The organism is Pseudomonas palleroniana (assembly GCF_003031675.1).
Taxonomy (GTDB): domain Bacteria; phylum Pseudomonadota; class Gammaproteobacteria; order Pseudomonadales; family Pseudomonadaceae; genus Aquipseudomonas; species Aquipseudomonas palleroniana.
Genome location: NZ_PYWX01000007.1, coordinates 19,662 through 42,670 on the forward strand (window position 1 = coordinate 19,662; position 23,009 = coordinate 42,670).

Here is a 23,009-nt window from a genome sequence, read left to right on the forward strand (position 1 = left end):
CTATGATCGGTCGCCTGGTGGTGGTTGGCCTGGGGTTGATCGGTGGCTCCTTCGCCAAGGGCCTGCGTGAAAGCGGGCTGTGCGGCGAAGTGGTCGGTGTGGACCTGGACCCGCAATCGCGCAAGCTGGCGGTTGAGCTGGGGGTGGTCGATCGCTGTGAGGCGGACCTGGCGCTCGCGTGCCAGGACGCCGATGTGATCCAGCTCGCCGTGCCGATCCTGGCGATGGAGAAGTTGCTGGCGGTGCTCGCCGGTATGGATTTGGGGCAGGCGATCCTGACGGACGTCGGCAGTGCCAAGGGTAATGTGGTGCGCGCAGCGCAACTGGCCTTTGGCGGCATGCCGGCGCGCTTTGTGCCGGGCCATCCGATTGCCGGTTCCGAGCAGAGTGGGGTAGAGGCGTCCAATGCGCAGCTGTTCCGCCGGCACAAGGTGATCCTGACGCCGCTTGAGCAAACCGATCCGGCAGCCCTGGCTGTAGTCGATCGTCTTTGGCGCGAGTTGGGTGCGGATGTCGAACATATGCAGGTCGAGCGCCACGACGAAGTGCTGGCGGCAACCAGTCATTTGCCCCATCTGCTGGCTTTTGGCCTGGTGGATTCTTTGGCCAAGCGTAACGAGAACCTCGATATTTTCCGTTACGCCGCGGGTGGTTTCCGTGATTTCACGCGTATTGCCGGCAGTGACCCGGTGATGTGGCACGACATCTTCCTGGCCAACCGCGAAGCGGTGCTGCGCACCCTGGACACTTTCCGCAGTGATCTCGACGCCTTGCGCGACGCGGTTGATGCGGGGGATGGTCATCAATTATTGGGCGTGTTTACCCGCGCGCGGGTGGCGCGTGAGCATTTCAGCAAGATCCTGGCTCGCCGGGCTTACATGGATGCGGCTGTGAACACTGATGAGCTGACGTTTCGGGCCGACCCGGGCGGCCGCTTGAGCGGCAGTATCCGGGTGCCGGGCGACAAGTCGATTTCCCATCGGTCGATCATGCTGGGTTCACTGGCTGAAGGCGTGACGGAAGTCGAAGGTTTTCTTGAGGGCGAAGATGCCCTGGCGACCTTGCAGGCTTTTCGTGACATGGGCGTGGTCATTGAAGGGCCGCACCATGGGCGCGTGACCATTCATGGTGTCGGCTTGCATGGCCTGAAGCCTGCGCCGGGGCCGATCTACCTGGGGAATTCGGGGACGTCGATGCGCCTGCTGTCCGGGCTGCTGGCGGCGCAAAGCTTCGACAGTGTGTTGACGGGTGACGCCTCCCTGTCGAAGCGCCCAATGAGTCGCGTGGCCACGCCGCTGCGGGAGATGGGCGCGGTAATCGAGACCGGGCCGCAAGGCTGTCCGCCGCTGACCATTCATGGTGGTCAGGTGCTCAAGGGCGTGGCCTATTCAATGCCAATGGCCAGTGCGCAGGTCAAGTCCTGCCTGCTGCTGGCAGGTCTGTATGCCGAGGGTCAGACTTCGGTGACCGAGCCGGCGCCAACCCGTGATCACACCGAGCGCATGCTGCGCGGGTTTGGCTATCCGGTGGTAGTGGCAGGGGCTACGGCATCGGTAGAGTCGGGCCATGCGCTGGTTGCAACCCGTATCGAAGTGCCGGGGGATATTTCCTCGGCGGCGTTTTTCCTGGTGGCGGCTTCGATTGCCGAGGGTTCCGAGTTGTTGCTGGAGCATGTCGGCGTCAATCCGACGCGTACCGGGGTGATCGATATCCTGCGGTTGATGGGGGCGGACATCACCCTGGAAAATCCGCGTGAAGTCGGTGGTGAACCGGTTGCTGACCTGCGTGTGCGTTCGGCTGCACTCAAGGGGATCGAGATTCCCGAGGCGTTGGTGCCGCTGGCTATCGATGAGTTTCCGGTGCTGTTTATCGCGGCGGCCTGCGCCGAAGGGCGAACCGTGTTGCGCGGTGCGCGGGAGCTGCGCGTGAAAGAGTCTGATCGCATTCAGGTCATGGCCGACGGTCTGCTTGCGCTGGGGGTGAAGTGTGAACCGACCCCCGATGGGATTATCATTGACGCAGGTTTGATGGGTGGTGGTGAAGTGCATGCCCAGGGCGATCATCGGATTGCAATGGCGTTCAGTGTGGCTTCCTTACGGGCGGCCGCACCGATTCGTATCCGTGACTGCGCCAACGTTGCTACATCTTTTCCGAATTTTCTTACATTGTGTGCCCAAGTCGGCATCCGTGTTGCCCAAGAGGCTCAATTGTGAATATCAAAGCACCGGTGATTACCATCGACGGGCCAAGTGGCTCGGGCAAAGGCACGATCGCTGGCATCCTGGCCAAGCGGCTGGGCTGGTGCCTGCTGGATTCCGGCGCGCTGTACCGCTTGCTGGCGTTTGCTGCACGCAACCATGGCGTCGACCTGACCAACGAAGAATCCTTGAAGCTGCTGGCGGCGCACCTTGATGTGCAGTTCGTCGGCGCGACGGAGGGGCATCCCCAGCGGATCATCCTGGAAGGGGATGATGTGACCGACGACCTGCGTAACGAGCAGGTAGGTTCCTGGGCCTCCCAGGTTGCCGCGTTGCCGGCAGTGCGTGATGCATTGCTCCAGCGCCAGCGGGCGTTTCAAGAGCCCCCGGGCCTGGTGGCCGACGGCCGTGACATGGGCACGGTAGTATTTCCCGAGGCGCCGCTGAAGATTTTCCTGACTGCCAGCGCCGAGGAGCGGGCTCGTCGGCGCTACTTGCAGTTGAAGGGAAAAGTCGATGGTGTTAGTCTGTCGAGTCTGCTAGATGAGATCCGTGCGCGCGATGAGCGTGATACCCAGCGAGCAGTAGCCCCGCTCAAGCCGGCGGCTGATGCAATACAGCTGGATTCCACGGAGTTGTCCATCGAGCAGGTGCTGGAACGCATCTTGAGTGAAATCGCCATTCGCGATATCGCCGGGTGACCAAGAAGGCTGCAGGGGACCAGTCATAGTCCTGTAGTGCTTCTTTTAATTGAAACTGACCCACACCGTCTGGGGTGTGGAGATGGGCGTATTCTTCGCCCTTATCAACAGGAATTAAAATGAGCGAAAGCTTTGCGGAACTCTTTGAAGAAAGCCTAAAAACCCTGAACCTTCAGGCAGGCTCCATCATCACCGGTGTTATCGTTGATATCGATTACCAAGCTCGCTGGGTAACCGTTCACGCTGGTCTGAAGTCTGAAGCTCTGATCCCGCTGGAACAGTTCTACAACGATGCTGGTGACCTGACTATCAAGGTCGGTGACGAAGTTCACGTTGCTCTGGACTCGGTTGAAGACGGTTTCGGTGAAACCAAGCTGTCCCGTGAAAAAGCCAAGCGCGCTGAATGCTGGATTGTTCTCGAAGCAGCCTTCGCAGCTGAAGAAGTGGTCAAGGGCGTTATCAACGGTAAGGTTAAAGGCGGCTTCACTGTCGACGTTAACGGCATCCGTGCGTTCCTGCCAGGTTCTTTGGTCGACGTTCGTCCAGTGCGCGACACCACGCACCTGGAAGGTAAAGAACTCGAATTCAAGGTCATCAAACTCGACCAGAAGCGCAACAACGTTGTCGTTTCCCGTCGCAGCGTCCTGGAAGCAGAGAACTCCGCCGAGCGTGAAGCTCTGCTGGAATCCCTGCAGGAAGGCCAGCAAGTCAAAGGTATCGTCAAGAACCTCACCGATTACGGCGCATTCGTCGATCTGGGTGGCGTCGATGGCCTGCTGCACATTACCGACATGGCTTGGAAGCGTATCAAGCATCCTTCCGAAATCGTCAACGTTGGCGACGAGATCGATGTCAAGGTTCTGAAATACGATCGTGAGCGTAACCGCGTTTCCCTGGGCTTGAAGCAGCTGGGCGAAGATCCATGGGTTGCTATCAAAGCTCGTTACCCAGAAAGCACTCGCGTAACTGCGCGTGTAACCAACCTGACCGACTACGGCTGCTTCGCTGAGCTGGAAGAAGGCGTGGAAGGCCTGGTACACGTTTCCGAAATGGACTGGACCAACAAGAACATCCACCCTTCGAAAGTCGTACAAGTCGGCGACGAAGTGGAAGTTATGGTTCTGGACATCGACGAAGAGCGTCGTCGTATCTCCCTGGGCATCAAGCAGTGCAAATCTAACCCATGGGAAGATTTCTCTGGCCAGTTCAACAAGGGCGATAAAATCTCCGGCACCATCAAGTCGATCACCGATTTCGGTATCTTCATTGGTCTGGACGGCGGCATCGACGGCCTGGTTCACCTGTCCGACATCTCCTGGAACGAAGTGGGCGAAGAAGCTGTTCGTCGTTTCAAGAAGGGCGACGAGCTGGACACCGTTATCCTGTCGGTTGACCCAGAGCGCGAGCGCATCTCCCTGGGTATCAAGCAACTGGAAAGCGACCCGTTCTCTGAATACGTTCAGGACAACGATAAAGGCGCGATCGTTAAAGGCACTGTGAAAGAAGTTGATGCCAAAGGCGCCATCATCGTTCTGGCCGACGATATCGAAGCGACTCTGAAAGCCTCCGAAATCAGCCGTGACCGCGTTGAAGACGCGCGCAACGTTCTGAAAGAAGGCCAGGAAGTAGAAGCCAAGATCATCAGCGTTGACCGCAAGAGCCGCGTGATCCAGCTCTCCATCAAGTCGAAAGACGATGCTGAAGAGAAGGAAGCGATCCAGAACTTGAAAGCTGCTCCAGAAGCTGAAAGTACTGACACCACCATGGCGGCACTGCTGCGCCAGGCAATGGCTAAGCAGAACTAAGTTCTGTAAGGCTGTAGAAAAAGGGCGGCTTCGGTCGCCCTTTTTTGTGCCTGAAATTCGTTGAATCAACAACAGGAAGTTGAGGTCTACAGCTCAGGATGGGAACTGGCTATAGTTTTCAGGAGTGTGACTGTTCTGTTGTTTTTTCAATAAGGAATTAAATGAAGAGGCTGATCGTAGTATTGGCGGTAGCGATGCTCGTGGGGTGTTCTGCCACCAGTGCCAAGACCCACGCCAAGCGCGGGGTGAGCGGCATAGAGATCGACTGCTCAGGGCTTGGTTCTGGCTGGGACAAGTGCGAAAAGCGCGCTGCGCGCGAGTGTAAGGCGCAAGGTTACAAGGTTGTCACTCGGTCCAGCGATGCCAAGGACGAAGAGGGCGACTACCTGTTTGGGTGGAACCCTGCCGGCGCGGTAACGCGTACCATGCTGGTCATCTGCAACTGAGGTTGTAAGGTGTTTTTGCAGGTGTCCGTCGTACCTGGAGATAAGTCACCGTATGGGCTGTTCAAATTCATCAAGTCATGCTAAAACCTTCGGAGCGCTTTTCCTAGCTGCTTGAAAAAGAAGGGAAAAATATGACGAAGTCGGAGTTGATCGAACGTATTGTCACCCATCAAGGGCTGCTCTCATCCAAGGATGTGGAGTTGGCCATCAAGACCATGCTTGAGCAAATGTCCCAGTGCCTGGCTACCGGAGATCGTATCGAGATCCGAGGCTTTGGCAGTTTCTCACTGCACTACCGTGCGCCGCGTGTTGGCCGTAACCCAAAGACCGGTCAGTCCGTCAGTCTCGACGGTAAGTTTGTTCCCCATTTCAAACCGGGCAAGGAATTGCGCGATCGGGTGAACGAAGAAGAGGAAGAAGGCGTCTGAGTCTTTTTGGGGTTAGGAGAAGGTTATGCGTGGGTTTAAGCGCGTTGTGCTGCTATTGGTTGTACTGGTTGCAGTCCTGGCTGTCTTGGGTTTTGTGCTGGAAAACCAGCAGGGCGTTTCTCTCTCATTCCTAGGCTGGGCAACTGTGCAGATGCCGGTAGCGGTATTTGTCGTGTTGGCATTGATTGCTGGGATGCTGATAGGGCCGCTATTGGGTGTTGTGGTTGGTGGTCGTCGACGTAAAACGGTGTCTGCGGAGCGTGGGTAGGGTTGATTCTTATGCTTCGCTGCGTTCGGCATGTCGGTCGTAGAGCCGTCTGTCAGAAAGTCTCCTTCATGTATCTTCATCGCCCCGAGGTCTCGTGATGCCAGCGGGGCTGGCAGGTTGCTTGTCAGACCGTGATATTGCGTGCTTGTATCTTCGCTTGGATGCCTTTCTTTCGCTCTCAGTATACTCTTCCTACAAGCTTGTGAGCTGTATCTCTCTTCATGCATGAATCATCCTACAGCCCTGTCAAGACTTGTAATATGTCAGGGAGATGGCAGAATGGAATCTGTTCTCGATAACGGGCATTTTGTGCGTTCATGATTTGGCAGAGACGCCGGATTTTGACGGTCATATAACTAAAACAATAAATACATAAAATTGTCTGCATAACGAGCCCGCAGTTTCTCTTTGAAGGCAGGTTTTAGTTGTGAGTAGTAGCTTCCGCGCTCCCCCGGTTTCCTCTTCCGACGAAATTGATGTCGTCGCTTTGTTTCGTACTATGTGGCGTCAGAAAATACTCATTATTTTGTTTGCTGCTGGTGGGGCTTTAGTGGCTGCAGCTTATGCATTCACTGTTACTCCGGTATATCAGGTCAGCAGCGTTTTGCGCCCTGCAGCCATAAATGAATTAGATGCCCTGAACAGATCAGAGGTTTATTCGCTTCCTCCAAGTGCTGCACTTTTGCGAGTGGGGGCATCTTTGGAATCTTATGAGACACGGTTGGGCTTTTTCCGTGAGAATCAGAATTTATTCCAAGCGTTTGTACGCCCGGGTCGGACTCTGGAGCAGAGTTTCGAAGAGTTTAATCGAGACTCCATTACGCTTACTTTGCCTGATGCAATAAAAGCTGGCGCTATGGGCGCGTTTATTAAGCTGGACATGAGTTATCCCAAAGGCGTTGATGGTGTCTCGATTCTTAATGATTTCGTGACGTACGCTATTACCAATGAGCGTAAGCAAATTGCGGCGGATATGAATGTCATTGTAAAAAACCGCCTGAATGAGCTATCTGGCAAGCTCGAAGCTGCGCGTTCTAGTTACCTCAATGATAAGCAGATCAAAATCGCCTCTTTGCAGGAGGTAGACAATCTTCGGCGTGCTCAACTGACTGACGAATTGAAAGCTCTTCGCGAGCAGTTGAAAACCCAGCGCAATGACCGAGTGGCTCAATTGAACGAAGCTATTGTTATCGCACGTTCGTTGGGTATTGAAAAGCCAACGACACCGACATCGCTAGGGGATCTAGGGCGGCAAGGTGGCAGTGTCATGCGGACTGAAATCAACAATCAACAAATTCCACTTTACTTTATGGGGGTGGATGCTCTACAGGCTGAGCGTGCAGCCCTGATGGCGCGTAAGTCAGATGACTTTACCGAGGGGCGAGTTTCCCAGATAGCTAAAGAGTTGGAGTTGCTCAAATTAAACCGGCAAGTTGAAGTGCTTAATCAGCGTAAAAACGAGGATGTATTTCTTGCAGGTGTAGAACCTTTGCGTGCAGAAATTGCGCGTCTGAAAAATCTTAATATCAACCTGGACAGTCTTAAGCTAGTTGTGGTTGATCAGCAGGCTCTCGAGCCGTTGCGGCCAATGAAGCCGAAGAAAATCCTGATTATTTTGCTAGGGCTCATCGCAGGCGTGATCCTCGGAAGCGCCATCGTCCTAGGGCGCAGTTGGGTGGGGAGCCGTTCCGCAGTATCGGTGGATTACCATAAGGTAGCAGTCCCGAAAGGTATTCAGAGCAAGTGAGAATACGTGCGGCTGATAGGGTTCTGATTGAGCTTGTTGCTTCTCCTGGTTTTTATAGCCCTTTGCCCCGGGTGAGCATTCGTCGGCTCATGCGGAACTACGGAGTGCCGGTGGTCGTCTGAGAGGACGCGCAGCGCGTTAAAAGTTCAAAAGGTAAATGCTTGGTTCATCAGGAGCGCCTGATCTGGTGCAGTGGTGTTGTTTTTTTCAGTAGGTAGGGGCTTTTGATGCGAAGCCATGATAAAGGCGGTAGAGTCTCAACTCTTTCACCTTGTGCCGTAACGCGTCAAATTATGGAGCTGCATCGGATGGGTCAGACGTTTAAGCCAATTATTTCCCCGGGGGTGCCGGAGTCTGCGCGTCGGCTGTTTTGGGAGGTTTTCTTTGCTTCCAGAGGTCGGGGAATTGATCTGAATGCCCATTTCCCCTGGATATCGTGTACCCAGAATATTTTCTGCGTGGAAATCAGAAACCCGTCCGGCACTGGTGAGGCGCTTGCGGCGCTAGTGGTCAGGGAGCTGCGTGTCGGTCTAGATGCATGCGCAGGTCTAATCGGGTTGGTCTGTGTAGATGAAGCCTGGCGTGGCAAGGGCCTTGCGTCGGGTTTGATGAGTAGCGCTATAGAGCTTGGCGTGAGCCGGAATATGACTGCGTTGATACTCTGGACACAAAAGCCAGAAGTCTATGCAGGCCAAGGATTCGTTATAGATCAGCAGGATAGGTTTGGCTATGTGGAGTCAGCGCCAGAGCAGCGTATCAAGATGGTGTACGCTACGCATGATTGGCCTGGCTCGGACGTGGGCGAAACTAAACGTGGGATCCCTCCTTTTGCTTCCAGAGGGCAGGTTATTTCAAGTGACAGAGCCAGTATTGTTGTCTTCTCTGTAAAGGAGGGGTGGAGTGTAGCGGAGTGGGCTGGAGAAAAGAAAGACATCGTCGATCTTATGATGGCGTCCTTGCCGGGCCGTTATTCTCTCAACTTAGCTGAAGGTGACTCTTTAATATCTGAACTGGAGGAAAGAGGCCTTGGGCTTGATTTGCGACCATCTGCGGTAAGAATGGTTAAGCATCTAGGTGACGGTGTTCCTGTTAAATTGCCAACAATTAAATTTCTCGATCGGATCTGAAAAATGTCAAATGTAGCCTCACCTATTCCGCTGGTTAAAGTCGCGATGCCTCCGCGTGATATTTTACTACCGGCGTTGGAGTCAGTTCTTTACAGTGGGATGATTTCTGAGGGGGAGCATGTTTACCGCTTTGAAGATGCCTTTGCTGAACAATTTAGACTGAAAAATGTTTTGGCTACCAGTAGCGGTACAGCAGCTCTTCATTTGGCTCTCCTATTAGCCGGTGTTGGAATAGGTGATGAAGTAATCACTACGTCAATGACTGCAGAACCCACCAATACGACTATTCTGCAGGTAGGTGCAATACCAGTCTTTGCTGATGTAGAGCGTTGTACGGGGAATTTGTGTCCAGATGCAGTAGCTGCAGCTATTACAGAAAAAACAAAAGCTATTTGTGTTGTGCATTACGCTGGGTATCCAGCGCGCTTGAAAGAGTTAAGAGAAATTGCCGATCGCCATGGGCTCTCATTGATTGAAGACTGTGCGCATGCGTTGGGGGCGGAATATAATGGCCAGCCTGTTGGCACAGTTGGTGACTACGCCATTTACTCTTTCCAAGCAATCAAACATATGACGACGGTAGATGGTGGTCTGCTGACGATGAAAAACCCTAGTCAGATGGGGGACGCGCGTAAGTTGCGCTGGTTTGGTTTGGCAAAAGGTGTTCCACGTACCGAGGTCGATATCACCAAGGTCGGCTACAAATATAATATGCATAATGTTGCTGCGGTTATTGGTCTAAAACAATTGGAAGTTATTTCGCCATTGTTGAAAAGACATTACGATAATGGACGCTATTTTGATAGCGCGTTACAAGGGGTGGCGGGTTTGGCGCCTGCTCCCGTAGAGCCAGGCGTAATGCCTGCGTATTGGCTGTATACGCTTCTAGCCGATGACTCGGACGAAATTGAAAAGGTACTGGCAGCCAACGGTATAATGGCGTCAAAACTTCATCGCCCGAATCACCTGCACTCCGTCTTTAAGCCATTCGCGGGTGAAATGCCAGGGCTTGAAGAGTTTTACAAGCGCTTAATCCACATTCCATGTGGCTGGTGGGTATCCGAAGATGATCGCGAGCGTATCGTCGACATACTGAAGCGTGGTTGAAGAGAGAAAAGTTACGTGATATCTAAAATTTTTCCGCTTTATGGTGTTGTTCATACCCCAGAGATGGACGTGGTGGCGCTAGATATATTGCGCTCTGGCAGAATCGCCAGCGGAGAATGGGTCGCGAAATTTGAGGATGCCCTGAAAGGCGTTATTGGCTTGCCTCACGTAGTATCGACAGTTGATATGACTAGCGCGCTATTTCTTGCTCTGCACCTTGCGGATGTTCAGCCAGGTGATGAGGTGTTGACGACAGCATTCGCTTGCCTCTCGACAAACTCGGCGATTGCTCATTCTAAGGCGATACCTGTTTGGGTTGATGTGAGTCCGGGCAACGTATCGATGAGTGTTGCAGACCTCGAGTCGAAGATTAGTGAAAAGACGAAGGCTGTAATCTTGTATCACGTTGCTGGCTATCCGGGCCCTGCGAGAGAAATTAGTGAACTGTGCAAAAAATACAATCTGGTTTTGATAGAAGATTGTGATAACGCTTTGTTGGCTGCACAAAACGGCGTAACCGTGGGATCGTACGCCGACTTCGCTATCTATTCTTTTTACCCAAATCGACAAATTAACGCCACCGAGGGTGGCGCATTAGCTTGTCGCAACGAAGCTATGGCAGCTAAGGCGCGTCGCTTAAGGCGTTTTGGTATCGACTTTGGGACCTTCAGAGCCGAGACCGGTGAGATAAATCCTCTTTCCGACATTCCCGAGATTGGCTGGGGAGTGACTATGAACAATCTGTGTTCAGGACTGGGTTATGCACAATTTGAATCGCTGAATACCAGGCGAGATGCAACCATTAGAAATGCTCAGGCGCTATCCTCGCTTATCTCGGGCGTTCAGGGTTTGACACCCGTTCCGGTGCGTGAGTCAGATCAGCCCGTATATTGGGTTTTTTTGATTCTTGTTGAAGATCAAGCGCGTGTATTGAGTGAGTTGAAGAAGAGGGGGGTTATGGCTTCGAGTGTGCACCAGCGCAATGATGTTTATAGTGGGTTTGAGGGGGGGGCAAAGTACCTACCGAACACTGATGTTCTCCAGAGTAGCATCATAGGTGTGCCCTGTGGCTGGTGGTTGACAGAGGTTGACATGGTATTTATCGCCGACGCTTTGAAGGAAGCGGTGGCATTGCAGGCCGCCTATGCAGTCGATAGCCAGTCATGAATTGGCGAACTCCTGTTATAGGAAGAATGCTAATGTTGTATGCAGGAAGGTCTTCCAGCTTGCTGGTGGCCTTCTTGTTTTTACCTTTATATAGCCATTTGTTGGGCAGCTCGCAGTTTGGTGTGGTTGCTGTCATTCTGTCCCTTCAAGCACTGTTGGTCATGATGGACCTAGGGATGTCCACCCTGACGGGTAGAGAGATATCTGTATCTAATGGCACGGATAATTCATTGCTGACTCTGCTTAGAACGGCCGAGTTAAGTCTCTCGGGGTTTTATGGATTATTGCTGTTTATCGCTGTTGCGTTGAAGCTTTTTTACTTTGCTAGTTCGATATCATGGCTAGTCGTGGTCGGTTCGGTAGTGCTCTTTTGGTTGTTGGTTATGCAAAACCTTTACTATTGCAGCCTAATAGCTCGGAGAAATTATACGTTGGGTAGTGGTGTGCAGATCGTAGGGGTCGTAGTTCGGGCCTTTATTACTGCCGCTGCGTTGAACTACGTATCTGCAACTTTGGAAGTGTTCATTATCGCTCAATTGATCCTGACGGCTCTACACTGGGGGGTAACCCGTCAATTGGTGATTTCGGCTCTTGCCGGTAGCACTGATGGCTTATCGCAGGCAAGGAAACCGACCATCTCTGACGCAATAGTCTTGACGAAAATGGGCGGAGCTCTAGTCTTATTTTCTGCAGCCGGAGCTGCGGTAACGCAGCTGGATAAGCCTATAATATCGATGTTCGCTTCAGCCAGCAGCGTTGCACCTTACTACCTGGCCAGTCTGTTGTGTATGACGCCGATTTCCATTCTTGCTGGACCGGTCAGTCAATACTTTCAGCCGATTTTTCTGCGTGAGGCAGTAGAGGGCAGTCAAGCCAGGGCGAAAAGCACCATCGTCAGGTTTGCGCTTTCCGTATTTTTTGTGACAGCCTTACCTACCTTTATATTGTGGTGGTTTCGCGCGCCAATCATCGACCTTTGGGTTGGCACGAGCGAGAATAATGGTTTGATCTCAACCTACGTGGCAATCTTGCTTCCTGGTTTGGCCCTCGGTGCATTCGGTTTCATACCCTACAGTTTGCTGGTTTTTGCCAAAGATTATCGCTTTCAGGCTGTGATGTCCGCATGCCTGACTGCAGTTACACTAGGGTTAGCTACATTCGCAGCAATTGAAAAAAATATTGAGGCGGTTTGCTATATTTATTCTGCATATCATACTGCGTCAACCGTGATTTCCTGGTTGAGGGCCTCAAGGCTGCCAGATGTTGGAGTTTATGCAAGGAAAGCAGCACTGGTAGTGTCGATCTTGGTGTTTGCATCCGTCTCGGTGTTCGGTTTCGCGTTATACATTATTATTTGATCGGTGGATGGTAATATGTTTGATAATAAAGTTTTAATGATTACGGGCGGTACAGGCTCTTTTGGTAATACTGTTTTGAAGCGGTTTTTGAATACGGATGTCAAAGAGATTATCGTATTCAGTCGAGATGAAAAGAAGCAGGAAGATATGCGTATTGCCTTGAATAATTCCAAGGTTAAATTTCATATTGGTGATGTAAGGAACTATGAAAGCATTAGTCGCGCCATGGCCGGTGTAGACTATGTTTTTCACGCTGCGGCGTTGAAACAGGTACCGTCGTGTGAGTTTTACCCGATGGAAGCAGTACTGACCAATATCACCGGGACAGAAAATGTCCTGAACGCGGCTATTGATAATAACGTGAAGCGTGTGGTTCTGTTGAGCACCGACAAGGCGGTTTACCCTATCAATGCGATGGGCATTTCTAAAGCAATGGGCGAAAAAATTCTGATCGCCAAATCGCGCATGGTACGTGAGGGAGGGCCAGTACTTTGTGCGACTCGTTACGGAAATGTAATGGCGTCGCGTGGCTCGGTAATTCCACTCTTTGTGGATAAAATCAAAGCGGGCGTACCGCTTACCGTCACCGACCCAAACATGACTCGCTTCCTGATGAGCCTTGAGGACTCTGTTGATTTGGTTCTTCATGCCTTTGAGCACGGCGAGCAAGGCGATATTTTCGTCCAGAAGGCGCCTGCCAGTACGATTGGCGATTTGACGGTTGCGCTGAAAGAATTGTTCCAGAGTGATGTGCCGGTAAACATCATTGGTACACGTCATGGCGAGAAGTTGTATGAATCACTCGTTTCTCGTGAGGAAATGGCCAAGGCCAAGGATATGGGGCGGTATTATCGTATTCCTGCGGATAACCGCGACTTAAACTACGATAAGTTTATTATCGAGGGGCATCCGGAAGCTAACTCTATCGATGATTACACATCCCATAATACTGAGTTGCTCAATATAGAAGGGATCAAGGAATTGCTTCTGACATTAGCATATATCAAGCATAGTATTGGTTCGTAAGTATGACATTATTGAGTGTGATTATACCGACGCATAATCGTGCTAAGTATGCTGTTCAGTCGATAAAGTCGATTTTGGAGCTTTCGGACGATATTCAAGTCGTGGTATGTGATTCCAGTCCGGTAGATGATATTTCAAGTGAATTTTCTGAGACTTTACCAGTGTCCCGCTTAAAGTTCGTGAGGGGGCGCACAGGTATAAGTGTTGTTGATAATTTTAATCTTGGTCTTCAGTCTGCTGACGGGCAGTATTTAGTATTTCTCGGGGATGACGATTTCGTCTCTTCGGAGATTGTTAATGTTGCAAACTGGGCTAAATCGAAAGGCGTTGATTCGATAAAGTTTAATTTTCCTGCGCTTTATTATTGGGATGACTTCAAACATTCCACTCGAGGCGACTCGTACTTTGGGACGCTGCACCTGGCACCGTTTAATGGCGCAGTAGTAGCTCATGATTTAACTGGTTCCATGAGGTATGCGCTTGATAATTTTGGTGGTGGCGTATTCAATATGCCCCGCGCTTATGCTGGTATGATCTCTGCTGGCTTAGCCCATAGAATTGTAAGTAAGTATGGTAGTTTGTTTGGGGGAGTAAGTCCCGACATCTTTAGTTCTTTCCTGATCGCAAACGAGTCGGAAAGCTGCTTCCTGGTTGACTATCCAGTCATTATTCCCGGAGCTTCTGGACTGAGTACTTCTGGGCAAAGCAGCTCTGGAGGACACTACGGTAAGCTTCGCGATAACCCACATATCGCCCCCTTCAAAGACCTTGTATGGGACAAACGCGTTCCTGAATTTTATTCGGTACCTACGGTGTGGTCATACTCTCTACTGAAGGCGGTAGAGAAGGTTGAAGAAGAAAAAGGAGTTTCTCTGAATCCCAATTTTGGTAGGTTACTGCTGAAGTGTTTTGTCTACTTTCCTCGTTCCTATCGAGAAACAGTTTTTTCTTTTCGAGAAGCTTGCTCGCTGTTTGGTGCTCCAAAAATCGTAGGTCAGTTACTCGGCTCTTTTTGGACTGAGTTTTTATGGGGAGCTTCCCGTATAATAAATAGGTTTCGGGCACGTCATGTAAGTAATAGCATCGAAGTGTTAACGGGGCTCAATACTTCCTATATGGCAAGTCAGAGGTTGGAGGAGGTCTTAAAGGCGTCTGACGTTAAGATACAGCTTCCTCATTGAAGTTGGCACGGATGCGTTGAAAGTTTCAATGGTAACTATTGCGTTGCCGTCGTCAGACTATATGTTATTGGAAGTATTGAATGGTTACTGAGTCAAGTGTTCAAAATCCAAACACCGCTTGGGTGAGCGTCGTGATCCCGTGCTATCGTTGTAAGGAGACCATACGACGTGCACTTGATTCCGTTTACCACCAATCCTTGCGACCCGCTGAGGTCATACTCGTTGATGATGCGAGCCCGGATAATACGCTTAATTTTTTGTTTGAATTGGCCAAGGAGTACCCGGAGCATTGGATTAAGGTTATCTCATTGGCGGTAAATTCGGGGCCTGGCACGGCACGAAATGAAGGTTGGAGGATTGCAAGCCAACCCTATATCGCTTTTTTAGACTCCGATGACAGCTGGCATTATAAAAAAATTGAACTTCAGTATGAGTGGATGAAAAACAATCCAGAAGTTTTTTTAACTGGACAAAAGGGACTGACGATTGAGGAATCGTCGAGCATAGCAACCGCTCCTTATGAAAGCGGTGATGTGACCTTCACTCGGGTATTGAAGCAGCAACTGCTGCTTTCGAATAAATTTTCTACCCCATCGATTATGTTGCGTCGGGACTTACCATTGCGGTTTCCCGAGGGGAAACGTTTTTGCGAGGACTACGAGCTTTGGTGTGTTTTATGCTGCTCCGGCTTAGACTGCTACTCGATCGATAAGCCGCTGACATTTTGTCATAAGCCTTTGTATGGGCATGCAGGGTTGAGTGGTAACTTGTGGAACATGGAAAAAGGTGAGCTAGAAGTATATAAAGTGCTTCGTGCGCAAAGGAAGATAGGCTTCTATTACCACTGTTTTTTGAAGTTTTGGTCTTTGATGCGATATCTACGTCGAGCGTCGAAGGTCAAGTTGGGTAGTCGTACAGAATGATTTATCTACTGGGCTGGCTGATATTGCTGGTGGCGTTGTTTTTCACCGCATTGTCCGGGTACCGGACACGTTTTTTTGCAGGCGTAGCATTGCTGTTCTTTATGTTTGTTTCGGTCTTCCGCGGGGCTGTAGGCACTGACACAAATACCTATGAGGTGGTCGTTGGTCGCTTAATGGAGGGTATTTCCTGGACGGGGATGGAGCCGGGCTTTGTTTTTATGAGCTGGGTGCTTGTCGAGATCACGGGGGTTCCGGAAATTGCTGTCAGGCTGGTCAGCGTCGTTTTATTTCTTATCATGTTTTTGCATCTATTTCGTTCGGATAAAAATGAAAAGTTTTTGATGCTTTCTTATATGCTGCCTGCTTTCGTATATCAATATACAATGAATGGGCTGAGGATCGGCATCGCAGCGATGTTATTATTATTTGCGGTCCAAAATATAAGGCGGTCTAAAACGCTCACGGGATTGGTTTTGGCCGTCTCGGCCTTGCTTTTTCACTACTCTTCCCTCGTCTCTCTTGTATTTATCTGGGCTTCCCAGGCGCGCTGGGCTAAAGCCTCTAACGTTCTAATAGTCCCGCTTGCTTGCGTTGCGGTGTTGGCGATATTTAGTATTAATGGTGATTATTTTTTCGCCAAGCTTCTCTCTTATCAAGATTCCGAGTCACCAAGCGCGCTTTCCGGGTTAGGTAAAATTGCGGTTTTATTGCTGCTGGTATTGGGCGTAGGCCTCTCAAGATTGCCTCGACTGGAGAAAACAAAACTGATGTTCTTAGGTGGCGGCTTTACAGTTATGTTTTGGGCTGTGTCGAGTGTTTCATATGCCGGGTTGAGGTTTTTGGATTTGATCTCGTTTGCATTCCCCCTCGCTATATTGCTCACCTACAGTAGATGCCGGCTGGATTTTGATCGGACCATCAAGCTCACTCTTATTTTGGCTGGCTTGCTGGCGGCTATAAGCGGTTACAGAAATTTCATATTTGAGGAAGGGGAAGGGCCAACGCCTTTCATGCCGTATCATCTTAACGAAGCATTTGATGTGTTATAAGCGGCTGGAGGCCTATATGCCACTTTATTCAATGTTGCTTGAAGTGGCTTCCTATGGAGGCAGTAGCTTTAATTCTGTTCAGGGGGGCGTATGAATGTTTGCGTAACTGGGGGCACGGGTTTTATCGGTGCTCCTCTCTGTAGGGCGCTTTTGAGTCAAGGCGGTACGGTGAGGATGCTTTCAAGGAAAGCGCGACCGTCCCATCCGGGATTGGAAGTTGTGCCGGGAGATCTCCTCGAGTCGGGTGACCAACTCTTGGACTTCATCGAGGGCTGTAATACGCTCTTTCACTGTGCAGGCGAGATCAAAGATGTCAGCTTGATGTATGACTTGCATGTCCGTGGCACGTCCAATCTGCTCAAAGCGGTGAGTGAAAAAATCAGAAAAACCGGTGAGCCTTTTCATTGGGTTCAGTTGAGCAGTACGGGAGCGTATGGAAAACGGGCAGTTTCCAAGGCTCAGCATTCAAGTATTGATGAACATTGTTCCCCGGCGCCGGCTGGAGAGTATGAGGTTACCAAGACTATTTCCGATGAACTGGTAATCAGTTTTTCAAAAGTGGAGCCGCTGTTTACCTACACTATTTTGCGACCTTCGATAGTTGTTGGCCCTGAAATGCCAAATCAATCATTTTTTCAGCTGTCAGCCATGGTCCGAAAACGACTATTTTTTTATATAGGCAATCTACCCTCGTTGTCGACTTATGTTCATGTTAATGATGTCGTCAGGGCACTGATGATGTGTGCTTTTGATGCTAGAGCGAAAGGGCAGATTTTTATTTTGTCCAATGACTGCCTTCTCTCTGAGGTTATTGGTTCAATGGCGAAGGCCTATAATGTATCCGAGCCTCGGGTAAGAATTCCAGAAGGCGTGCTACGACTTCTAGTCAGTCTGACCTCGCCCCTTATCAAACTACCGTTGACACACGAACGAATAGATGAGTTGGTGAAATGTGTGGGTTACAGCTCGGAAAAAATTAAACAAACTATTGGGTTTGAATTCGAAAACACGATACCGCAGACGATGCATGAATTGCTAAGCCAATTTATCAAAAAAACAAACTCCAAAGCTGTGGTTGATAATGATTAAGAAAAAGAGAATATGCGTTGTTGCTACGGTGCCAGTTGCATTAAAGGTGTTTATGGTTGAACACATTAATAAACTGGCGGAAAAGTACTGTGTAACCGTAATGGCTAATGCAGAGTCCGAGCAAATTTATCAATTTCTCGACAAGAGCATTAGGTTTATTCCGCTGCCTATACAGCGCAAAGTCTCGGTGTTCAGTGATTTGGTATCGTTAATAAAGCTATTCAAAATTTTTACAACTGAAAACTTTGACTGTGTACTGTCTATCATGCCGAAATCGGGTCTTTTAACGATGCTGGCTGGTTATTTTGCGCGTGTACCTCATCGCATCCATATTTTCACCGGACAAGTTTGGTATACAAAACGAGGATTTTCACGGTTTGCTTTGAAGAAATTAGATCAGCTTCTAGCATCTGCGGCCACCAATTTGCTGGCTGATAGTCCTTCCCAGCGGGATTTCCTTATAAAGGAAAACGTTGTTAAACCCGCAAAAATCGAAGTGCTTGGTCAAGGTTCAATTAGTGGGGTGGACTTGGCTCGCTTCAAACCAGATACCATGATGAGAGAGAAAATCAGGCGCGAGCTTGGACTGGATGATTCGGCTCTGGTTTTTCTATTCATGGCGCGCTTGACCCACGTCAAAGGAATTGTGGATCTGGCGCGGGCCTTTACCGATGTCGCGATGAGTTGTCCGGATGCTCATTTGCTTGTTGTCGGCCCTGATGAAGACGGTGTCGAGCATGTGGTTGCAGAGCTAGCGTTGAAGTTCAAGGGGCGGTGTCACCGGGTTGGCTTTACCAATAACCCTGAAGGATATATGGCGGCTTCGGATGTCTTTAGCCTACCCAGCTACCGGGAAGGCTTCAGCTTGGCAACTATTCAGGCTGCGGGCGTCGGCCTTCCTGCCATTGCTTCGCGAATATATGGCTTGAGTGATGCTGTGCAGGAAGGCAAGACTGGGCTTCTGCACCGGCCAGGTGCGATTGATGAAATCAGTGCGGCTATGAAGGCGCTCTACTCTGACAGTGGCTTGAGAATTAAGCTTGCTGAAGCTGCAAGGCAAAGAGCACATACAGATTTCGCCCAGCCGATCATCATCAATGAAATGTCTTTGTATATGGACCGTTTGCTGGTGTGATTCGCCTTCTGGTCGTATATCGAGTCAAGGTAATTATTGCCACGACTACAGTTTTGTATTGGTGTGGGGGAGCTCTAGATGCATGTTTTAATCACCGGTGCGTCCGGATTTGTAGGCAGTCGATTGGTCGAAGTCCTAAAGAAAAAAGATGGCGTCAAGGTGACCGGTGCTGTACGTCGCCAGGCTGTTGAGCATCAAAATGGGATCAAACAGATCAACGTTGGCGAGCTTTCCCCGGTGACGGATTGGGCTGAAGCGCTTGCGGGCGTTGACGTGGTTATCCATGCGGCTGCCCGTGTTCATGTGATGAATGACGCTGAGTCTGATCCGCTGGCGGTGTTTCGTAAGGTCAATGTCGAGGGGACGTTGAATTTGGCTCGTCAGGCAGTTGCAAATGGGGTCGGTCGATTCATTTTTATCAGTTCTATCAAGGTAAATGGTGAGGCAACGGTACCTGGAAAACCGTTTACTGCAGAAGATATACCAGCGCCGCTTGATCCCTATGGTGTTTCTAAAATGGAAGCTGAGGCCGGCCTGAGGGACATCGCTGCAAACAGCCGTATGGAGGTCGTCATAATTCGTCCGGTTTTGGTATATGGGCCGGGCGTAAAAGCAAATTTTTTGAACATGATGCGCTGGTTGGATAAAGGGGTTCCTCTGCCTTTTGGCTCAATTTTTAATCGTCGTAGCTTGGTTGCGCTGGATAATCTTGTAGACCTTGTCATCACCACTACCACACATCCGGCGGCAGCCAATCAAACATTTTTAGTGAGCGATGGAGAGGACCTGTCTACAACTCAACTATTACGTAGAATGGCGACAGCGTTAAATAAAAAAGCTTTGCTTTTGCCAATTCCTAGCGCGTTTTTGAGTACTGGCGCAAGTCTGTTGGGTAAAAAGTCTCTGTCGCAGCGCTTATGTGGGTCGCTACAGGTCGACATTAGTAAGACGTGCTCATTGTTGTCTTGGAGACCGCCGGTTACTGTTGATCACGCTTTGGGTCTTGCAGCCTCATACTATCTGGAAACAAAAAACTAATGACTAGTTGGTGGTTGGTGCTCATTGCCGTTGTTCTGTCTCTCGTTTTGACTGCCGTGTTACGCCGATATGCTTTGGCTAAAAGTATTATTGATATTCCCAACGCACGCAGTTCCCATTCTGTGCCCACTCCCCGTGGTGGCGGAGTAGCGATTGTACTTACCTTTCTTCTCACACTCCCGCTTCTGGTTATAGCAGAGCTTGCTCCGCTACCGTCTGTTATTGCTCTAGGTGGGGCCGGGGCGCTGGTCGCGTTAATTGGTTTTATGGACGACCATGGTCATATTGCAGCCAGATGGCGTTTGTTGGGGCACTTTCTGGGCGCCGGCTGGGCACTATTCTGGTTGGGGGGGCTGCCACAGATTACGATCTTTGGCTTAGAAGTGAATCTTCAATGGTTTGGTCAGTTTATCGCTATTTTGTATCTTGTATGGATGCTCAACTTATACAACTTCATGGATGGTATCGATGGAATTGCGAGTATCGAGGCTATCAGTGCGTGTCTGGGAGCTTGTTTGCTCTATTGGCTGGCTGGTTTTGAAGGTTTGATATGGCTTCCAATGCTTCTAGCTGCAGCTGTGGCTGGATTTTTGTTCTGGAATTTCCCGCCAGCACGCATTTTTATGGGCGATGCAGGCAGTGGATTTTTGGGTATCACCCTCGGAGTTCTTTCGATTCAGGCTGCATGGGCTTCTTCCCAATTGTTTTGGGGATGGTTGATTCTAATTGGAGTGTTTGTTGTTGATGCAACCTTCACGTTGATCCGTCGCCTTGTGCGTGGGGATAAGGTGTATGAAGCACACCGCAGCCATGCGTACCAGTTTGCCAGTAGGCGATTTGGCCGGCATTTGCCAGTTACCCTGGCTGTAGCGGGCATCAACCTCTTTTGGCTACTCCCTCTCTCTTTTTGTGTCGTATACCTCGGGCTGGACGGCGCTTTCGGTCTGATTGTGGCGTACGTGCCGCTTATTGGTCTCGCTCTGAAGTTCAATGCCGGCGCGCTAGAGCAGCCGGTTGGGAGCTAGGCCCCAATAGGTCAAATTTTTAGTGAACCATGATGTATTTAAAAACGTAGAATATCAGCTTTGAAAACTAGGGGAGAGGTCTGAGGTGGGTGAGAGGGCTATGGATAGGTTGCGAGCATTCTTGGTGGGTTTGCCACGTCGAAAGAAACGATTAATTCAGGTCGGGACCGACACGTTCGTCGTGTGGGCGGCTTTATGGCTTGCTTTCGTCGTTCGCCTTGGGGTGGACGAGATGGTCAATTCCTTTCGCGATCATTTCTGGCTATTTGTTGCCGCACCTATAGTTGCCATCCCGTTGTTCGTGCGCTTCGGAATGTATCGGGCGGTCATGCGCTACTTTGGTAACGATGCCCTCATCGCCATTATCAAGGCTGTGAGTCTGTCTTCTCTTATTCTTGGTGTATTAGTGTACTGGTATAGCAATCACCAGACCGTCGTCCCACGCTCCATCATTTTCAATTACTGGTGGCTCAGTCTTATTATGGTTGGCGGGCTGCGACTGGCTATGCGCCAATATTTTTTGGGGGACTGGTTTGCAGCAGCACAGCACGTGCCATTTACCAATCGTGAAGACGGCCTACCCAGAGTCGCCATCTATGGCGCTGGTGCCGCTGGCAATCAATTGGTTGCCGCGTTGCGCATGGGGCGAGTGATGCGCCCAGTTGCGTTTATCGACGACGATACCAGCATTTCCGATCGTGTCATTTCCGGATTGCAAGTTTATAAGCCAAAACACATCCAACATATGATCGACGTAACGGGAGCTCAGGAGATTTTACTCGCGATCCCTTCCTCCAATCGCGCACGTCGCCGGGAAATACTTGGTTTCCTTGAAGGCTTTCCATTGCATGTGCGAAGTGTCCCTGGCTTTATGGATCTCGCTAGCGGCAGGGTCAAAGTGGATGATATTCAAGAAGTGGATATTGCTGACCTTTTGGGCCGTGACGCAGTGCCCGCCCAAGCTGAATTGCTCGAACATTGTATTAAAGGGCAATGTGTTCTGGTGACGGGAGCAGGCGGTTCTATCGGCTCTGAATTGTGCAGACAGATTATTGCCCTGCGTCCGATAACACTTCTACTATTTGAGCACAGCGAATTCAATCTCTACAGTATTCTTTCGGAGCTCGAACAGCGTATTACTCGTGAGTCGCTACCCGTAAAGGTACTTCCAATCCTCGGTTCGGTACGTAATCAGCTGAAGCTGCTGGATGTTTTTAAAACATGGCGTGTAGACACTGTATACCATGCTGCGGCTTATAAACATGTGCCTATGGTTGAACATAATATTGCAGAAGGTGTATTAAACAATGTTATTGGTACACTGAATACCGCCCAAGCCGCTCTTCAGGCGGGCGTGGCCAACTTTGTTTTAATTTCTACCGATAAAGCAGTGCGTCCAACTAACGTGATGGGTAGCACCAAGCGCCTAGCCGAGTTAACGCTCCAAGCTCTTAGTCACGAGCCGGCCCCGGTGCTGTTTGGCGATAAGTCGAACGTGTCACGAGTTAATAAAACGCGTTTCACCATGGTACGTTTTGGCAATGTGCTCGGCTCTTCCGGTTCCGTGATTCCGCTGTTTTATAAACAAATCAAGTCGGGAGGACCATTAACGGTTACCCACCCCAAGATCACGCGTTACTTCATGACCATACCAGAGGCTGCCCAGTTGGTAATCCAAGCTGGTTCCATGGGGCTCGGCGGGGATGTGTTCGTGCTGGATATGGGGGAGCCGGTAAAAATCGTTGAACTGGCGGAGAAAATGATTCATCTCTCCGGTCTGAGTGTGCGCTCAGAAAAAAATCCTCATGGCGATATCGCAATCGAGTTTTCCGGGTTGCGCCCAGGAGAAAAGCTATACGAAGAGCTGCTGATTGGTGACAACGTTGCGGCGACACAACACCCGATGATCATGAGTGCCAATGAAGATTACTTGCCGTGGGATATACTTAAAGCTAAGTTGACGGAGCTGCTTGCTTCAGTAGATCAGGATGATTACGCACGGGTTCGTCAGCTGCTGCGTGACACCGTCAGCGGATACGCGCCTGACGGCGAAATTGTTGACTTGATCTATCAGCAACGTCGGCTCGAACCCTGACTATCTTCACGCCTTTTCTGAATCAGTTCTACTGAGTAGTGTCTTTAGGAAAGGAGATGCTACTCTGCGGTTTTCAGATTACGGTCAACCAGTTGC

20 protein-coding genes are annotated in these 23,009 nt (G+C 50.3%); all 20 read left to right on the top strand.

Going from position 1 to position 23,009, the window contains the following annotated elements; all coding sequences use genetic code 11:
• Positions 1–2 precede the first annotated feature (2 nt).
• Positions 3–2,213, top strand: coding sequence for a bifunctional prephenate dehydrogenase/3-phosphoshikimate 1-carboxyvinyltransferase (locus C9383_RS01950; RefSeq protein WP_090372227.1), 2,211 nt, complete (start codon positions 3–5; stop codon positions 2,211–2,213).
• Positions 2,210–2,899, top strand: a complete 690-nt coding sequence (gene cmk, locus C9383_RS01955) for a (d)CMP kinase (RefSeq protein ID WP_003172653.1) — start codon at positions 2,210–2,212, stop codon at positions 2,897–2,899. Before C9383_RS01950 ends, cmk begins: the two co-directional genes overlap by 4 nt.
• A 119-nt stretch (positions 2,900–3,018) precedes the next feature.
• Complete coding sequence (rpsA, locus tag C9383_RS01960; RefSeq protein WP_090366094.1) at positions 3,019–4,704, top strand: 30S ribosomal protein S1; 1,686 nt, start codon at positions 3,019–3,021, stop codon at positions 4,702–4,704.
• Positions 4,705–4,865: 161 nt separating this feature from the next.
• Positions 4,866–5,150, top strand: coding sequence for a hypothetical protein (locus C9383_RS01965; protein WP_060753211.1), 285 nt, complete (start codon positions 4,866–4,868; stop codon positions 5,148–5,150).
• Between the two features lie 131 nt (positions 5,151–5,281).
• Positions 5,282–5,578 (top strand): integration host factor subunit beta, encoded by a 297-nt coding sequence (gene ihfB, locus C9383_RS01970; RefSeq protein WP_003189779.1) that lies wholly within the window; start codon positions 5,282–5,284, stop codon positions 5,576–5,578.
• A gap of 25 nt (positions 5,579–5,603) precedes the next feature.
• The gene (locus tag C9383_RS01975) at positions 5,604–5,846 is read left to right on the top strand and encodes a lipopolysaccharide assembly protein LapA domain-containing protein (protein ID WP_090366092.1); all 243 of its coding nucleotides are present in this window, start codon (positions 5,604–5,606) and stop codon (positions 5,844–5,846) included.
• 427 nt (positions 5,847–6,273) lie between these two features.
• Positions 6,274–7,593 carry a Wzz/FepE/Etk N-terminal domain-containing protein gene (locus tag C9383_RS01980; RefSeq protein ID WP_090366091.1) on the top strand — a complete coding sequence of 440 codons (1,320 nt, stop codon included), beginning with the start codon at positions 6,274–6,276 and terminating at the stop codon, positions 7,591–7,593.
• A 308-nt stretch (positions 7,594–7,901) separates the two neighbouring features.
• A complete protein-coding gene (locus C9383_RS01985; RefSeq protein WP_090366089.1) occupies positions 7,902–8,720 on the top strand; it encodes a GNAT family N-acetyltransferase in 819 nt (272 codons plus the stop codon).
• A gap of 3 nt (positions 8,721–8,723) precedes the next feature.
• Positions 8,724–9,827, top strand: a complete 1,104-nt coding sequence (locus C9383_RS01990) for a DegT/DnrJ/EryC1/StrS family aminotransferase (RefSeq protein ID WP_090366088.1) — start codon at positions 8,724–8,726, stop codon at positions 9,825–9,827.
• A 15-nt stretch (positions 9,828–9,842) separates the two neighbouring features.
• A complete protein-coding gene (locus C9383_RS01995) occupies positions 9,843–10,994 on the top strand; it encodes a DegT/DnrJ/EryC1/StrS family aminotransferase (protein ID WP_143038180.1) in 1,152 nt (383 codons plus the stop codon).
• Positions 10,991–12,352 carry a lipopolysaccharide biosynthesis protein gene (locus C9383_RS02000; protein WP_107338847.1) on the top strand — a complete coding sequence of 454 codons (1,362 nt, stop codon included), beginning with the start codon at positions 10,991–10,993 and terminating at the stop codon, positions 12,350–12,352. Before C9383_RS01995 ends, C9383_RS02000 begins: the two co-directional genes overlap by 4 nt.
• Positions 12,353–12,367: 15 nt before the next feature.
• Positions 12,368–13,378 (top strand): polysaccharide biosynthesis protein, encoded by a 1,011-nt coding sequence (locus C9383_RS02005; RefSeq protein ID WP_090366083.1) that lies wholly within the window; start codon positions 12,368–12,370, stop codon positions 13,376–13,378.
• Between the two features lie 2 nt (positions 13,379–13,380).
• The gene (locus C9383_RS02010; RefSeq protein WP_090366081.1) at positions 13,381–14,559 is read left to right on the top strand and encodes a glycosyltransferase family 2 protein; all 1,179 of its coding nucleotides are present in this window, start codon (positions 13,381–13,383) and stop codon (positions 14,557–14,559) included.
• An 80-nt stretch (positions 14,560–14,639) separates the two neighbouring features.
• The gene (locus tag C9383_RS02015; RefSeq protein WP_090366080.1) at positions 14,640–15,482 is read left to right on the top strand and encodes a glycosyltransferase family 2 protein; all 843 of its coding nucleotides are present in this window, start codon (positions 14,640–14,642) and stop codon (positions 15,480–15,482) included.
• Positions 15,479–16,531 (top strand): EpsG family protein, encoded by a 1,053-nt coding sequence (locus tag C9383_RS02020; protein ID WP_090366078.1) that lies wholly within the window; start codon positions 15,479–15,481, stop codon positions 16,529–16,531. Before C9383_RS02015 ends, C9383_RS02020 begins: the two co-directional genes overlap by 4 nt.
• Positions 16,532–16,621: 90 nt before the next feature.
• Positions 16,622–17,620 (top strand): NAD-dependent epimerase/dehydratase family protein, encoded by a 999-nt coding sequence (locus tag C9383_RS02025; protein ID WP_090366077.1) that lies wholly within the window; start codon positions 16,622–16,624, stop codon positions 17,618–17,620.
• Positions 17,613–18,755 (top strand): glycosyltransferase, encoded by a 1,143-nt coding sequence (locus C9383_RS02030; protein WP_090366075.1) that lies wholly within the window; start codon positions 17,613–17,615, stop codon positions 18,753–18,755. Before C9383_RS02025 ends, C9383_RS02030 begins: the two co-directional genes overlap by 8 nt.
• 78 nt (positions 18,756–18,833) lie before the next feature.
• Complete coding sequence (locus tag C9383_RS02035) at positions 18,834–19,793, top strand: UDP-glucose 4-epimerase family protein (RefSeq protein ID WP_090366074.1); 960 nt, start codon at positions 18,834–18,836, stop codon at positions 19,791–19,793.
• The gene (locus C9383_RS02040; RefSeq protein ID WP_090366072.1) at positions 19,793–20,818 is read left to right on the top strand and encodes an MraY family glycosyltransferase; all 1,026 of its coding nucleotides are present in this window, start codon (positions 19,793–19,795) and stop codon (positions 20,816–20,818) included. Before C9383_RS02035 ends, C9383_RS02040 begins: the two co-directional genes overlap by 1 nt.
• Positions 20,819–20,918: 100 nt before the next feature.
• Complete coding sequence (locus tag C9383_RS02045; RefSeq protein WP_090366071.1) at positions 20,919–22,913, top strand: polysaccharide biosynthesis protein; 1,995 nt, start codon at positions 20,919–20,921, stop codon at positions 22,911–22,913.
• Positions 22,914–23,009 lie beyond the last annotated feature (96 nt).